This is a genomic window from Methanosarcina sp. MSH10X1, assembly GCF_004099695.1.
Classification (GTDB): Archaea; Halobacteriota; Methanosarcinia; order Methanosarcinales; family Methanosarcinaceae; genus Methanosarcina.
The window spans coordinates 34,494-50,155 of record NZ_SCHL01000005.1 but is presented as its reverse complement, the minus strand read 5'-3'; the positions used below and the strand labels follow the sequence as shown (position 1 = coordinate 50,155).

General features: G+C 40.1%; 11 protein-coding genes. 7 read left to right on the top strand and 4 right to left on the bottom strand.

What is annotated here, in order from left to right; translation table 11 throughout:
* Nucleotides 1-7: 7 nt before the first annotated feature.
* Both cas7b and EQO05_RS05830 read right to left on the bottom strand, forming a co-directional pair.
* Complete coding sequence (gene cas7b, locus EQO05_RS05835; protein WP_128504658.1) at nt 8-1,036, bottom strand: type I-B CRISPR-associated protein Cas7/Csh2; 1,029 nt, start codon at nt 1,034-1,036, stop codon at nt 8-10.
* Nucleotides 1,029-2,903, bottom strand: coding sequence for a TIGR02556 family CRISPR-associated protein (locus EQO05_RS05830; protein WP_128504656.1), 1,875 nt, complete (start codon nt 2,901-2,903; stop codon nt 1,029-1,031). The genes cas7b and EQO05_RS05830 overlap by 8 nt, the downstream gene beginning before the upstream one ends.
* Nucleotides 2,904-3,126: 223 nt before the next feature.
* Here EQO05_RS05830 and csa3 point away from each other — a divergent pair, with 223 nt between their 5' ends.
* Nucleotides 3,127-3,729 carry a CRISPR-associated CARF protein Csa3 gene (csa3, locus tag EQO05_RS05825; RefSeq protein WP_128504654.1) on the top strand — a complete coding sequence of 201 codons (603 nt, stop codon included), beginning with the start codon at nt 3,127-3,129 and terminating at the stop codon, nt 3,727-3,729.
* 68 nt (nt 3,730-3,797) lie between these two features.
* On the opposite strand, the gene EQO05_RS05820 is transcribed toward csa3, so the two are convergent.
* On the bottom strand, nt 3,798-5,726 hold the full coding sequence (locus tag EQO05_RS05820; RefSeq protein WP_240664375.1) for a glycoside hydrolase family 15 protein: 1,929 nt from the start codon (nt 5,724-5,726) through the stop codon (nt 3,798-3,800).
* Nucleotides 5,727-6,528: 802 nt separating this feature from the next.
* Nucleotides 6,529-7,158 (bottom strand): NAD(P)H:quinone oxidoreductase type IV, encoded by a 630-nt coding sequence (wrbA, locus tag EQO05_RS05815; RefSeq protein WP_128504652.1) that lies wholly within the window; start codon nt 7,156-7,158, stop codon nt 6,529-6,531.
* 373 nt (nt 7,159-7,531) lie between these two features.
* Between wrbA and EQO05_RS05810 the strand changes: the two genes are divergently transcribed.
* The 6 genes from EQO05_RS05810 to EQO05_RS05785 all read left to right on the top strand — a co-directional run bounded on the left by EQO05_RS05810 (nt 7,532) and on the right by EQO05_RS05785 (nt 15,651).
* Nucleotides 7,532-8,662, top strand: a complete 1,131-nt coding sequence (locus EQO05_RS05810) for a glycosyltransferase family 2 protein (RefSeq protein WP_240664374.1) — start codon at nt 7,532-7,534, stop codon at nt 8,660-8,662.
* A gap of 8 nt (nt 8,663-8,670) precedes the next feature.
* Complete coding sequence (locus EQO05_RS05805) at nt 8,671-9,840, top strand: glycosyltransferase family 4 protein (protein WP_128504648.1); 1,170 nt, start codon at nt 8,671-8,673, stop codon at nt 9,838-9,840.
* Nucleotides 9,841-10,378: 538 nt separating this feature from the next.
* Nucleotides 10,379-11,344 (top strand): glycosyltransferase family 2 protein, encoded by a 966-nt coding sequence (locus tag EQO05_RS05800; protein WP_240664373.1) that lies wholly within the window; start codon nt 10,379-10,381, stop codon nt 11,342-11,344.
* Nucleotides 11,322-12,215, top strand: a complete 894-nt coding sequence (locus EQO05_RS05795; RefSeq protein WP_128504646.1) for a lysylphosphatidylglycerol synthase transmembrane domain-containing protein — start codon at nt 11,322-11,324, stop codon at nt 12,213-12,215. Before EQO05_RS05800 ends, EQO05_RS05795 begins: the two co-directional genes overlap by 23 nt.
* A gap of 262 nt (nt 12,216-12,477) precedes the next feature.
* Nucleotides 12,478-13,086: a bifunctional 2-polyprenyl-6-hydroxyphenol methylase/3-demethylubiquinol 3-O-methyltransferase UbiG gene (locus tag EQO05_RS05790; protein ID WP_240664371.1), complete on the top strand. Its 609-nt coding sequence runs from the start codon at nt 12,478-12,480 to the stop codon at nt 13,084-13,086.
* A 516-nt stretch (nt 13,087-13,602) separates the two neighbouring features.
* A complete protein-coding gene (locus EQO05_RS05785; RefSeq protein ID WP_164888479.1) occupies nt 13,603-15,651 on the top strand; it encodes a glycosyltransferase family 39 protein in 2,049 nt (682 codons plus the stop codon).
* The last annotated feature ends 11 nt before the right edge of the window (nt 15,652-15,662 follow it).

The following is a 15,662-nucleotide window of genomic DNA, read 5'->3' as shown; positions in this document are numbered from 1 at the left end:
TTTTAGCTCACAGTGATAACTCTTCAATTTCAATTTCAGCGTCTTTAAGGCATCCTTTGAGATCCTTCTTTTCACCATTGTATGTAAATACAAGAGCTTCGTCTTTACATAACTGGACATTTTTAATTTTGGTCTTGTTTTCAACCAATTTATCGACCAGTTTTTGAACTTCAATTCTTACCTGTGAAATATCTCGGATCTCTTCATCAATTATCTCGGACTGCAAAGAAATGAAATTGTTTAAATCTCCAATGTGGTAATTTCCTTCTTTGTAGTTTACTACGAATAGAAAACGTGGGATCTGTCCAATTTTTGATCTTGAAATCAAATTTTTAGTTCCATTCCACATTCCATCGAAAAGCAGTTTGACATCATCTTCAGAGATACGAGTTTCCTTTGCCACATTCTCGTTTATTATTCCATAAAAATTGATAAGAGAATATGGTAGAAAATCTTCCTCACGGAAAGTCTTTTTACTTGCTCCTTCTTTAGAAGCAAAGGCTCCAGTTCCTCGGAAGTGTTTCATAAAAACTTTATGCATTGATCTTCCAATTTTAAACTGTACAGGCCCAGTGTGAGTTATTGAGCCAGACTTATCTTTGTCTTTATCTTTGTCGTTATCTTTATCTTTGTCTTTATTTTTATCTTTTTTATTTTCTACTTTCAATTCAATAGGGATTGTGCAACCAAAGAGACGAACATCAATACATCCATTAAGAATGTTTTCATCAATGTCCTTTTTTCCGATTTCAAGAGCTTTGAAAGGCTCTTTAATGGTTAAAAAATCTCTAGCTCTTAGTTTTGCATCTTGAATATTTCCCATTTCATCAGGAATTTCTCGCACGAAAATTTCCTGATTTTTAAATTTGTACAGATAATCGCGGATTGTTCTCTTAAGTCTGACATCGGTCACGAGGTTAATTCCAGTTTCTTCATCAATTCTTGGCTTATTTTCATCCAGTGGGTCGCCGTTTGGATTCCCGTCCTTTATATCATATAAAAAGATAATTTCAGATCTATTTTTTATTTCAGTCATTGTTTTCCTCCTTATTGTTCATAAAGGATTTTAGATAATTAGATAAGTTCATGCCGAGAACAAAGTAAAAACTTATTTCATCATTTGGCATTTTCCAGTTGGTTCCTGACTGAACCATGTATTTCGCGATTAATGACTCAAGATCTTTGTAATAATTTGCATTGTACTCTTCAAGCTTATTTTGTATTTCAGGTAAAAGTCTCTTCACATAACGCTCATCGAGATTTAACCCTCTAAGCTTTGCTCTAAAAGGCGTATTATTCCTGTTATGCCACTGTACATTAAGTAAATATTGTGTAAGTATGCCCTCTAAAAATATAGCTCTTTTTGCATCTGTATTGAAGAAGCTTTCAAATTCCGAAAAAATTTTATTTATATGTTCCTCATATTTATTTTCTTCTTTAAACTCGACATCTTCTAATAAAGCCACTAAATCCTTAGAGCTCAAATATTTGCCTCCTTCATAGTTTGCTAATAATTTTAACTGGTTTAAGAAATCTAACATTTGAAATCCCAATAATAAAGATAAATTTGTAGACTTGTCCGCCAGGAAATCTTCTCTTATGCGATCCATGATATGCTTCAGTAAAAAATCGTAGTCAATAGCTTTGAAAGTAAATATTCCATTTATAATTTCTAAAAAATATTTATCCATATTAGAATTTCCGCGGCCATTTAAGAAAAAGTGTCCAATATTTCCTAGTGTAAATCTGATAGGTTTAGTATCATTGTTATCATAGTTCTTAGTGAAAATACTTTTTTTGTCAACTGCTCCCTTAATATCAAAAAGTTTATTCAACCTTGAAGGAAGAATATCTTCAACGTACAAAAGAATTCTATATGCAGAGTTTGATTTTTCATAAAATTGGAAATTTAGATTGAGGAAATTTTCCTGTTTACTTAAGATTTCCAATATATCTTCTTCATTTTCCTGTAAAAAGTATTGATAATCTTTATCAAAATTGAACTTTTTATTTTTAAACTGTTGGAATATCCTAAACAGGTTTTCTTCATCTTTTTTATGTTCTTTAGTAATGAACTTTGGAATTAAAAGATAATTAAAACGATACAGCTTAAAAGACATATATTTCTCGATATATTCTTTTCCTGCTGTAATTTTCAAAGCACATTCAAGACAAACAGGGTTATTCTTCCATGCTTTACTCTGGTCAAATCCACCGCTAACAAAACCAGGCTTATCTACGGTGTAGAACTCATAAGGGGTAACAAAACCATAAACTTCTTTACATAATTTACAAATAGAGCATACCTTATTTTCATCCTTAGAAACAACACCATATTTGCTGTAGAATTTTAAAGCTCCATTATTTTTAAGAATCTTCCTAAATGCTTCAATATCTCCAATATATTTGATGGAACCATTCTCTTCAAACATCAAGGATAATATCGACTTTTCCTTTGCATCAACAGAAGTTACTTTAGATTCAAGCTCAGAGAGTATTGCTTCTTCGTTTTCTTTTATGTACTGTCCAAGAATTTCCAAATATTGTACTTCATTATTATCTAGTATAGGCTTTGCTTCATCCAAAGGCTTTGAAAACCAACCTATGATCTTGTTAGAAAAAGTTTTTTTAACTTCAGTGATTCTTGAAGTAGGAGTAATGTCCGGCCCTCTAGATGACCCGCTTTTATAGAGGTATTTTTTAATTTTTTCTTTTGAATACTCTTGATGTTCAATTCCTTTAAACTCGAAACTATCATTGATCGAGACCAACTTGATAAAGAATACATGCTTATAACTTTCATTGGTTGCAGGATCTTCGACCAATATTGATACGATATCGCTTAAATCTTTATTTTCTTTTTCGAGCGCATATTCACCAATTTCTTTCATCGCTTCGATCACAGAAATTACACCCTCATAAAAAATATAATAAATAATTAAAGCCAATTTATTAAGAATATCTTTTTTAAATTTAGATTATACTTGTGAACCTAAGACATTCATTGTCTACATCTTATATATGCATTTCTAAAATTAATTATAATAATCAATAGATTTAACTGAAAAATAGGATAACACTCACACAGTAAAACATTTAACCCCCCTCCACAATAATAAACACTTAATGTCAAAGCTTACACTTATCTCCACAATCTATTCCCTTGAGCCTGTTATTATCTGCGTGACACGGCTTTCCCCTTCGAAAATCATATTGCTGTCAGAAGAAGGGGCGCCTGATAAGAAGGTGCAGTCTGAGGAAATGATTGAAAAAACGTTTAAAAATGCGCTTGAGATTGAGAAAAAGTACACATCTGTTTATGACACGGTGCGCGTGGCAAAAGATGTTGCTGAGCTTATTGAGCAGGAACATGCCAGGGGCAACCAGGTAATTGTCAACGTGTCGGGCGGGCGGAAGCCGCAGGCTTTTGGGGCGCTTTTCGGGGCGTATGCGAGGAATGATATGGTTCAGAGAGTTGTGTATGTGACCGAAGAGGATAGTTTCATGATTGATTTTCCGGTGCTGAGTTTCAATCTGTCGGAAACAAAAAAACTGATACTCGAAGAGATCCAGAAAGGAGTATCCTCGGTTCCCCAGATAGCCGCAACTGCCGGGATTTCCAAGGGCATGACCTACAACCACCTTCGGGAACTCAAAGCAATGGGCTACATAGCCGACGGGGAAAGCGGGTATATTATAACTGATGCCGGAAGGATCGCATCGATTTAACTTAGAAACATTTTGCGTTAGAATTATTTCACTCTCTCTGCCCACCCTTTCAAAGTTATAACTGCTCATTATCCAGGATAATCACAGACACCGCCTTCTTTTTTCTCAAGGGCTTGCAGGTATTCCAGGACTGCGAGGATGTAGGCGGAGTGGGACCAGGCCAGGGGGAGGACGGAAAGAGGGTTACCTCTGTCGTCGACCTGTTCGGAGAAGAGGCCTGCGGAATGGGCATGGGCTGCACACCAGTCAAGGAGTTCGAGGGCGCGGTCCAGGTTGCCGACGGCGGAATGCCACTGGGACAGCCAGAGCGTGCAGATAATCCAGCTGTTCATGTAGCCGAAGTAGGTGTCGTGAAGATACCTAGCAATTCCGCCTGAGGGACGCTTAAGATCGCGTTCGATAGCTTCCATTGTCTGGACTACCCTGAGGTCGTCGGGAGGAAGAATTCCGAGGTACCAGACGGCAAAGACCGAGGAATCAAGAGTGGCGTCGTCAAGCCCCCGGCGGAAGCGCCTCAGCCTTTCATCATAAAGCTTCTCAAGGATAGACTTCCGGACGCGCTCGGCAGCTTCCTTCCAGAGATTTGCATTGTCGTAATCGCCAAGCGAGCGGGAGAGTTCGTAGGCTCCGTTAAGGCCGGCATAGACCGTACATGCGCTGTAGGTATGCACGCCTTTTCGCTCCTCCCAGAGGTCGAAACTCGAAATCGGGAGGTCTGTTTCCCTGTCAATCGATTTAGCAAGATAATTAGCCGTTGGGATTATAAGCTGTCTGTAGTACCTGCCTGTGGTCCAGACACTCTTTTCAATCTCCCAGTTATTATAGAGGGCATAAAGAGGAAGCCCGGTCTCATCGATCTGAATCATAGGCACGGGATGCCATGTGCTCCCGAAATCCCCGGCAGGCGTGTATTTATGAAGGAAGTTGCCTCTGGGCGTGATGATTTTCGAAAAAAACTCAAAGGTCTCGGCGGTCAGATGATGATACCGTGCCCTGTCTAGAGCAAGGCAGACCCAGGCTGCATCCCTGGGCCAGCAGTAACTGTAAAGGTCTGCCCCGAACTGCTTTATATCGGAGTCGCAGGACGCAATTATCGAGCCTGTAATGTCCATATGGGCGACAACTGCAAGCAGACTTCTGTAAAAGCACTTTGAAACACGCTCAGGCAGTTGCGACATCCTGGCAGACTCCGGGAGGACCGATACTTGCTCAGTAAATGAATTCCAGAAATTGAAGTTATGATGGAAAAGGGCTTTTCTTCCGGCTTCCTTCACCCGTTTATGAATCTGAAGTACACTGCAGTACTTTTTTCCAAGCACTATCCAGTAGTGCAGCCTTGTCGATTCTCCGGGCTTCAGTTCGGGAAGGGTCCAGCCAAGAGTGGAATCTACCGAGCCATGAGCTACAGGATTTCCACTGAGGGAAGCATCACTCTCCATATCTCTCCAGGTGCCTTCAAGCCCTTTCCACTCTGCAGTCCCGACCGCATACTGGTCGAATGCGGGGTCACTCGCATGCAGGAAATAACGGTCGCGCTTGTAATGGATAAGCGTATGTTTATCAATTACAGCAGTTTCTCCGATTTTAGTCTCGAGAATCCGGTAATTCTGGTTTGAGAAAAAGCGCAGGTGCTTGACCGAATTTGAAGTATTCCTGACCTCAAAAGTCCTGTAAAAGATATTCACTGAGGGGTGGACAGCCTCCCAGACCGTAATTTTGAGCCCTATTTCAGGATTTTCGAATACTGTTTCCCCTATATTCGAGATAATTCCCCTGCAAACCTCAGGAACTTCCTGATTGCCTCTCTCAGTACTGGTTTCCCCTCTTCCGACCTCCCTGCTCCTCTCTGAGATTTCAAGAATACGTTCACAGAAATTTTCCTTAAACTCGGACTTATACCTCTGCTGAATTTTCCAGTTTTCAAGCCAGCTGCAGTAAAGGGAGTCAAGATCGCATATGCCAGCCTTTATCGTATTCCCATGATTCTCAAGCCCCACATATGGGAAATAAATGTCTCTTATCGTTCCCCTTTCGTCCTCACAGATCAGGATTCTCCCATTTCCAAAAATTAACGGCCTAATTCAGGATACCTCCTGCATTCCTCTGAATTTTATGCTTTTAAAATTAATAGCCTGCTCAGGCATCAGCTTCAACCTTGTTTCTCAAAATATAACGACTCTACAGGTTGAATCATTTTTTCTTGAATATAACCCATCACGAGAGATAAATGTATTACCTCAAATAGTTTAGTATAAAGAGTTACGGTGAGAACTGAGTTTAACCTCAAAAGTTTCCTTATAACTGCATTAATAAATAAATTTGACTGAATTTGAGTATCTAAAGTTTTTAGCAGTTAAATTATATCTGAGCAGCAGTCTGTTTTCCTGTATAACGTTTTATTAAATGCGATTGAGTTTTCCAGTAAAATGAATTTAATTTCTTACCAAAGATATATATAAATTTAATAAGAAAGTTTATATTTTATTGCGTTATCTTAGTAGGTGATATATAAAAACGAATATTAAAAAAGTACTCACATACAGAGAATGCGTGTTTACAATGTCTTACGTGAAAAAAGCATGCCCCGTTTGTGGGAAAGAGTTTTTTGTCCTTAGAAAGGCTGAGGAAAAGGCCATTTACTGTACTCTGGCGTGCCTGACAAAAGCTCAGGATAAATTTGAGTCCAGAAGTGTAGCCTTTCCGGGCTTGGTCGATCATTTGTAAAATAAAAAATCAAAAATCCGGAGAACACCCTCACAGAGGGAGACGTTTTCCAATCTTTTTATTTTTAAATTCCTTTTATTTTCCGGCGAGCTTTTTTGCAATCCGGGTTACATGTTTTCCCTGATAACGAGCCATTGCAAGCTCATTCTCTGAAGGCTGGCGGCTGTTATCATCTCCTGCAATTGTTGAAACTCCGTATGGGCTGCCTCCTGTAATTTCGTCCATCCTCCTCTGCCGTGTTTCTGAATACGGGAGCCCGACAATGATCATACCGAGATGGAGCAGGGTTACATGCGTAGTGAGGATTGTGGATTCCTGGCCCCCATGCTGCGTTCCACTGGAGGTGAAGACGCTTCCTACCTTCCCGACAAGAGCATCTCTACTCCATAAACCTCCAAGGCCGTCAAAAACCGTACGCATCTGAGCAGTCATATTTCCGTAACGCGTTGGCGTCCCGAAGATAATGGCATCTGCACCTGCGAGTACATCTTCATACATGCTTCTGGTCAGTACAGGGATATGGGCAAAAAGATTTTTTGTTTCAATTGCTCCCATCTTTTCCAGAACCTCATATGGTAGAGTCTCAGGCACCTGATAAATCTCCACTTCGGCTCCTTCGACCTCTCTTGCCCCTTCAGCTACAGCTTCTGCCATTGTGTAGTTGTGACCATAAATACTGTGGAATATCACGCTTACTTTAACCATTCAAATCCCCCATTAAAACTTATTGAAATACAGATAAAGCGGTTTCAACCATAATGGAATGGGTTGATAATCCGCAGAAAAAACCCGGATCCCTTTTTAAAAATAGCTTTGTGATGCCTTATATAATTTGTTAGCAGAAGTTAATTTTCTTTTCCCGGTCCTGTATTCCTGACCCTCAATCCTGTATCCCTGACTTTCTGCCTCTTTATTCTGGCTTCTTGCGTCCCTGTTTCTGACGGTCTGAGTTTATAATTCCTGCTTTCTGCTTTGCCCTGCCAGGAAAAATTATAAAAAATAAATTTCAGGAATGCCGGTTTCTGATAGATGATACGTATCAAAATAGTTATTAGTCTATATGCTGTATAGGCTGGACATGCCCTCTCTTTCTATCGTAATGCCTTCCATGAATGAAGAAGAAACCATCCGAATTTGTATAGAGAAAGCTCAGTCTATATTTAAGAAATATGGTATAGAAGGGGAGATAATAATTGCTGACAATTCTTCGGACCGGACCGCAGAAATTGCAGCGTCAATGGGTGCAAAGGTAATAGGTCCGATAAAAGGGTATGGAAACGCTTACCTTAAAGGGCTGGCTGAAGCAAAAGGAGACTATATTGCGATTGCGGATGCCGATAATACCTACGACCTGCTTGAGCTTGATAAATTCCTTGATCCCCTTATGGCAGGAGAAGCGGATTTCATAATGGGCACGCGGCTTAAAGGCGATATCAAAAAAGGAGCTATGCCCTGGCTGCACCAGTATATAGGCAATCCTATCCTGACAGCAATGTTGAATTTCCTTTTCAGGACGAAAATTTCGGATGCTCACTGCGGGATGCGGGCTTTCACAAAAGAAGCCCTTGAAAAAATGAATCTTAAAACGCACGGCATGGAACTTGCATCCGAAATGGTAATCGAAGCCGCAAAATGCGGCCTGAGGATTAAAGAAGTCCCCATAACCTATTACTCCCGCCGGGCTCCCTCCAAACTGCGTTCTTTCCAGGACGGCTGGAGGCATATGAGATTTATGATGCTCTACCGCCCTCTGCCGTTTCTCTTTCTGCCGGGAGCAGTGGTTTTTGTCCTTGGAGCCCTGATAACCGGTTCTCTCCTGCTCAGTGGGGATGCGGCAGAGAGCAGGCTGCATTCCTTCATTTTAGGTTGTATGCTTCTCATCCTCGGAGGACAGATACTATCTACCGGCGGCTATATGAAAACATACGGTATCGTCCGCGGCGTATACCCTAAGAAGAGGGGCGGTACTGCAAAATGGTTGAATTATCATTCCCTTGAAAAAGAGCTGCTTGCAGGCTCACTTATTCTTGGGGCAGGCTTACTGCTGGGGCTAAAAGTAGTATACACCTGGATCAGCTCGGGATACGGGTCTCTCTCGGAAGTGAGAAGTGCAGCTATTTCAATGGTTTTTGCTTTTATCGGTCTGCAGATGATTTTTTCGGCAATTGTCCTGAGCGTAATGCTACTCGAAGTGGATACGGACTGGTAAGTGATGCAATGAAAATCGCCTTTGTATACGATGCTGTCTACCCATGGGTCAAAGGCGGCGCAGAAATGCGCATCCACGAGCTGGGAAAGCGGCTCTCGGCCAGGGGGCATGAAGTACATATTTTCGGAATTAAATGGTGGGAAGGCGAAGATACCTTTGAGTACGAAGGCATGACCCTTCACGGCGTCTGCAAAGCTCGAAATCTGTATGTAAACGGCAGGCGTTCAATTTCCGAAGCAATAATCTTCGCTGTGGAATTGTTCCCTGAGCTAAGGAAAGAAAACTTTGACCTTATAGATGTGAGCGTATTTCCTTATTTTTCCTGTTTTACCGCAAAAGCGGTCTCAATCCTGAAAGAAGCCCGGTTAGTGCTTACCTGGCATGAAGTATGGAATGATTACTGGTATGAATATTTAGGGAAGGCGGGGTTTTTCGGGCAGCTGGTAGAAAAAGCGGTTTCCAAATTATCAGCGAATAATATTGCGGTTTCGGGCTGGACAAAGGACAGGCTTGATAAACTCGGGGTTTCCGGAGAAAGGATTGCAGTCGTCCCCAATGGGATAGATCTTGAAAGGATTACCGCGATTGAGCCCGAAACCGGAAAAACTCCTGGAGGACTTGAGGATAAGAAATACGATATTATTTTTGCAGGCAGGCTTATAAAGGAAAAAAATGTCGACATGCTGATTAAAGCTGTAGCCGTCCTTAAAGCCGCTTTTCCGGAAATCAGATGCTGTGTTGTTGGAGACGGGCCTGAAAAGACAGAACTGGTTGAACTTGCAAAGAGGACCGGAGTTTGCGGGAACATCGAGTTTGCGGGCTTTCAGGAGTACGGGGCTCTGATAGGGAAAATCAAGGCTTCGAAGGTACTTGTACTGCCTTCAAGCCGCGAAGGCTTCGGGATGGTTGTTATAGAGGCTTTTGCCTGCGGGGTGCCTGTAGTGACTGTGGAGGCGAAGTACAATGCCGCACAGGGACTGGTTGAAAACGGAATGGACGGGCTTGTTGTGGAACCGGAAGAGGGAGAAATTGCAAAGGCTATACAAAAAATAATCAGGAACAACCCGGAATATAGAAAGATCTCGGAAGCCGCATTCCGGAAAGCTGAAAATTATGACTGGGAAGAAATAGTGGAAAAAATTGATTTAGTTTATGACGATTATATGAAAAAATCTTAAATTCGTATCCGCTTGCCTTTCTCGGAATGATGGGAAATATCAGTAAAACGATCAGGAGTACATTTTTTCACAGGAAATAATGAACTCAGGTTATCTTATAGAAGTTAGAATTTGCAATTTATTAGAAAAACAAGATACTCAAAACTTGAAAATAAAGCCAGTTATTCTTAGCTTTCATGCAAATTCAGCTAGTTGAACTGTATGATAAAATCAGTTTACCTTACTTTCATAAAGAAATTAATTAAATCCTAACTTTTATAAGAAAAGTAGTTAAATTCCTATTCATATTATTAGAGGGGAGTACGGAGACGGGAGTAAGTTAATAGCCCATTTGTCAGTAACCTGAATATGCTGTTTTTAGGCTATCCTGGCAGTCTGGACTATTGAAGACCTGATTTATTTCGAATGCGGCTTTCGGAGAAATAGTTATATCAGTAATACTTTTCAAGGTTGTGGGGGAGATGTTACGTACGGTTCGAGAGATCAATTAAAAAATAGAGAAGTTTATACTATAGAAGTTCCAACTAACTTTCCAACAATGTATTCAATTCAAGACGACAATATATTCAATAAGCCTGATCTTTCGATTATAATTCCGGTTTATGATGAAGAGGAAAATATAGTTGAGCTCTATGAGAATCTGTACAGCATTCTTTCGGAATTGGACCGAACATATGAGATAATTTTCGTCGACGACGGATCGACCGACAATACTTTCCAGGAAATAAAAGCAATTCAGAACAGTAATATAAGAATTGTGAGATTTCAGCGGAATTATGGGAAAGCCGCAGCTCTCTCCTGCGGGTTTAGAAAATCTAGAGGAGAGTTTGTTATTACTCTGGATGGAGACCTGCAGGACGACCCCAAAGAAATCCCAAGATTTCTTGAGAAACTGAAAGAGTTTGATATGGTTTCTGGCTGGAAGGTCAAAAGGCAAGACCCTCTATCAAAAACCTTTCCTTCAAAATGCTTCAATAAATTAACCCGCCTTATTACAGGAGTTAAAATTAATGATTTCAACTGCGGGTACAAAGGATACCGAAGAGAAGTTGTAAAAAATATAAGCTTATATGGGGATTTTCACCGCTATATCCCGGCTCTGGCTCACTGGAAAGGTTATTCTGTCGGGGAGATAGAGGTCGAGCACCATCCGAGAATCCACGGAAAGTCAAAATATGGAGTTGAAAGGCTTCTGAAAGGCTGTCTTGACCTGATGACAGTCACATTTTTAATGCTATACAAGAAGAGACCTTTGCACATGTTCGGCGGCATAGGTCTGGTTCTGAGTTTTTCAGGGATAGCTATTTCCCTGTACCTTCTCCTATTATGGATCACAGGTACGCCAATTGGGGACAGGCCTCTTCTTATGCTTGGGATATTGCTCACAGTTATAGGAGCCCAATTTGTCTCCCTGGGATTGATCGGAGAATTGATCACAAACACCAGAAACAACGATGATTATATCATAAAGTTTGATAGCTATGAACTGGAAAACGGCAGGTAAATTTGTAGTTAGCGTGGGGTTGCTTTCGTATCTGTTAAGTAAACTCGATGTAAAAGCTATCTACGAAGTGTTTACTGAAGTGAACCTGGTTTTGCTCTCATTCTCCCTGCCTTTTGTTGTTCTCATGTACCTGATGAAAGCGAAAAAGTGGCAGACCCTGCTTAATTGCATAGATATCAGGATTCCGATCCTCAGGTCGCTGGAAATCATTCTGATAGGTACCTTCTACGGGGCGCTCACTCCGGGAAGGACAGGGGAAGTTTCGAGAGCTTTTTATCTGGATTCGGAGAAATCAAGAAGTATACCAACCGTAATAATGGACCGAATTATAGACGTTGTCTGCCTGATGATCTTAAGTATACTGGCGATTGTATTCTTTTTCAAAGATAGGAATTTAATTTATCTGATGACGTTTGTAATGTCACTTTCCATCGCTGGAATAGTCGTTATTACAAACGAAAAAGCAGTGTCTGCTTTTTTTAATATGTTTTTCAAGAAGCAAGAACATAAGGAAAATTACATCAAAACCATGAGGGAAATTACAAAAAATAGAAAAGTTCTTCTCACGGTTTTTTCGTTGACTTTAGGATATTATTTGCTAAACCTGATAGTATACTGGATAGTAATAAAATCCCTGAGCCCGGCTTTAAATAACGTTCTTACCTTTTCTCTGCCAATAATCGTAGTTTTAGGCAATTTTCCTATATCAATATCAGGCTTTGGGATTCGAGAATTTGTGAGCGTCACGATTTTCAATATGCTGGATGAGAACGCAGCTTACGGGTTTTCCTGTCCTGTAGTTCTTTATCTTCTGACGTCACTATCTCCGGCACTTTTCGGATTCCTGCTCACTCTAAAAAAGCGGTCCTGAAAAGCCTGGTAAATAATTATAAAACAGAAAAAGGAACCGATAGAAGTAAGACACTTAACCGGTATCAAGAATCGATAGAAGTAAGACACTTAACCGGTATCAAGAATCGATAGAATTAAAACACTTAACCAGTATCAAGAATCGATAGAAGTAAGACACTTGACCATATCGAGACTTAATTTAGAATCACTGGGCGCAGATAGGAGTAAAAAATCTGAAATTATAATAAAGATAGGGCTGAATTTAACTCGGTGGGAGATAAATGAATAAGGTGGACAATCCGATAAATCCGGACTTGCGAAGTGGAAATTATAAAAAGTACAATTCCAGAAATCCGCTTATGGGTATGGTTATATCTAATTTTACGGAAAACCTGAAAGCTGCGATAGCCCCGCTGGATAACATAAACAAAGTTATCGACATTGGTTGCGGGGAAGGATTTATCATTAACTGTCTCGACCTGCCTGATGTTACAGGCGTGGATATTTCTAAAAACGCACTTAAGCTTGCAAGGGATAGAAATCGGAACTGCAACCTGTGTGCAGGAAGCGTATATGAACTTTCATTCAAAAAAGATAGTTTTGACCTTGCTATCGCAACCGAGATTCTGGAACACCTGGAGAAACCGGATTCGGCTCTTAAGGAAATCCGGCGGGTGTCCAGGGATTATTGCCTGCTCAGTGTACCCAATGAGCCTTATTTTCGCACCATGAACTTCCTAAGAGGTAAAAACCTGAAACGTTTTGGGAATGATATTGAACATGTCCAGAACTGGAGTTCGGAAGAATTCGTGAAACTAGTAGGAAAATATTTTAAGGTTTTAGAGGTGCGGAAGCCCTTCCCCTGGACAATGGTACTGTGCAGGAAGTAAAACAGGTCTGGTACTGGAAATGTGTAATACAGGAAATAAGACTGGTTTTAAACAAGAGATAAATTTTTGAAACATGCCGCTCAAATGTTTATTCCTGAAATCCAGGTATTAGCAATTAAGTTCCAAAAGTGCGGTGCTGGCAGGTTTATATCAGGAAAGAAAAACTAAGGGGAGAGTTAACTGGGAGAGTTAGATTTTTATAAGAGTTTATTGAATCAAATATGCAGTCGGGCTAATCAGGCAGACAGCCGGGTAGACAACCAGGCAGATAATCAGTTAGATAATCAGCTAGATAATCAGTTAGATAATCAGTTAGATAATCAGCTAGATAATCAGCTAGATAATCAGCTAGATAATCAAATATATGGCAATCAAACATCTACACGCCAGTATAATAAATTGCCGGAAACGCATTATTTTGATATAATTCTTGCAATTATATGTTCAGGCTTTTTCTTATCCTTATTTGCAGGACACTATTTCAAAAATTACCAGCTGCTTCATGCGCTAAATTTGTTGAAATTCCTGGTAATTCCGATACTTTCTTTATGCATATACAGGTATTACAAAACACGGTCGAAAGTCATATTTTTTACTCTTCTATTCTCACTTTTAGTTACCTGGTTCTGGGGTTTTGACTTTGCGTACCGCTGGGACGCGGTACAGCATGTCGTACGCTCCAAATATTATCTTACCCATTCCTATTTTGGCAGCACGGAAGAAAGGCATTCCTTCCTGTATCTTATATGGGGAGGATTTTACAGGCTGTTTGGAGAATCCGAAACCCTAACACATTTAATAAATATGTCCCTGGGTATTTGCGGAATTTTTGGAATATATGCTATTTCCAGAGAGTTATATGACGATTTCACGGCATTCATAGCCCTGTTAGTCTCTCTTACCTTTCCGGCGTTCTTCCTGGTTAATAAATGGGCTTATCTTGATATGCCCTTTACGTCCTTTGTGATAATAACCTTCTTCTTTTTGTTTAAGTACCTTAATACCGGATCTGATCGGTTCTTTTATTCATCTCTGATTTTTGCCTTTATTTCCTATGGAACGAAGGATCCCGGTCTTGTATTATTTCCTGCAATTTTAGCCTGTCTCTTTATATACCATCGGGTAGATCGAAAAGCCCTGATATCAATCGGTTTTATGCTTTTGATCTCTGTACTTTACTATTTTAAAGTGATGTATTACTCAGCAATAATGGCCGAATTCTCAGTTATTACCCCATTGACTTTTGGAGGAGACACCGTAGCAATATGGGCAGGATTTTTAAGGCACGAAATCGCACAATATATTTACACCGGAATATTTTTTCTATCGGTATTTGCGTTCTTGAAAACCGAGAAAAAGAGTGAGATGTTCCTCTATGCATTGTTATTAATTCAGATTCTGTTACTAATAATCTCTGAAAACTATCCCAGCAAACTAATTTTCTCATTTCCTCTTTTTCCCTGGGGAAATTACGTACCATACTATATCCTGCTGGGATTGTCAGTAATGTGTTTACTGGTCTCCATCAGTTTACGCCAGACTGAAATCAGTATTGATAAGAGGGGAGTAGCAATGTTAATCTGGGCTGCTTCCTTAACTGCCTTTTTCATAATCAACGGCAGGGTAATCGACTACGGTTTGAAACCCCTGCTTGATGTCAGTGTCCTGGATTTCAGATACTTAATGCCTGCCATGCCGGCTTTAATAATTCTGTTTTCCTCAGGCATTTCAAAAATAGTCGGATCGAAGGTTTACTCTGAAAAAAGTAAACATATTGTTCTTCTAGTCCTCGCCCTAACCCTGATATTTAACTTCATAATTGCAACAAATTCGACGTTTTATTATGCTAATTCGGGGAATCTTCGTGCGGAAGGATATAAAGAACTTCAGGAACAGAGTCCCGAAGTAGTATATACCCACTGGCCCTTTTACTACGGAAGTGGATACGATATAGGGAAATTCGCCTGGGTGAAAGATAATATAACAGTTAAAGATATTCACTCTAATTATTTTAATTCTACCGAAGATAGGACCTTCCTTCTTTTTGATACTTATTGTTACACTCCCGATAGGCTGGTTGACTTTAATAGCAAAAAAATAGAGGCTAAAACGTATTTATTAAGCCCTCTCTCCACTGCAACTACAGAAGAAACTGTTAATTCGGTTTATATATTAAAGCCTGAGAGAGGTTCAATAGTCTTGAGGGATGGTTTTTACACTGTAGAATACTGGGACAACAAACCCACAAGGTGGATGGGAAATAGCTCTACTCTTTACATATACTCTGATAAAAATATGAATACAACCCTCAGTATGAAGGCTGAAAGCTTTTACTGTCAAAGAACCCTGGAGGTATATGTAAATGGAAACGTGAACCCGGTCTCTACAAACATGATACCAACCAGTTTTGTGACCGTAGAGTCGGCTGTAAATCTTGAGAAAGGAATGAACCTTATCAAGCTCGCAACTGTTGAAGGCAGTAATAAGCCCTGCGATCTGGCAGATTCGAACCCCGAGGATACCAGAGACTTAAGTGTTGCTATACAGGACATCAGGCTTAATTAAAATTTGAGTTT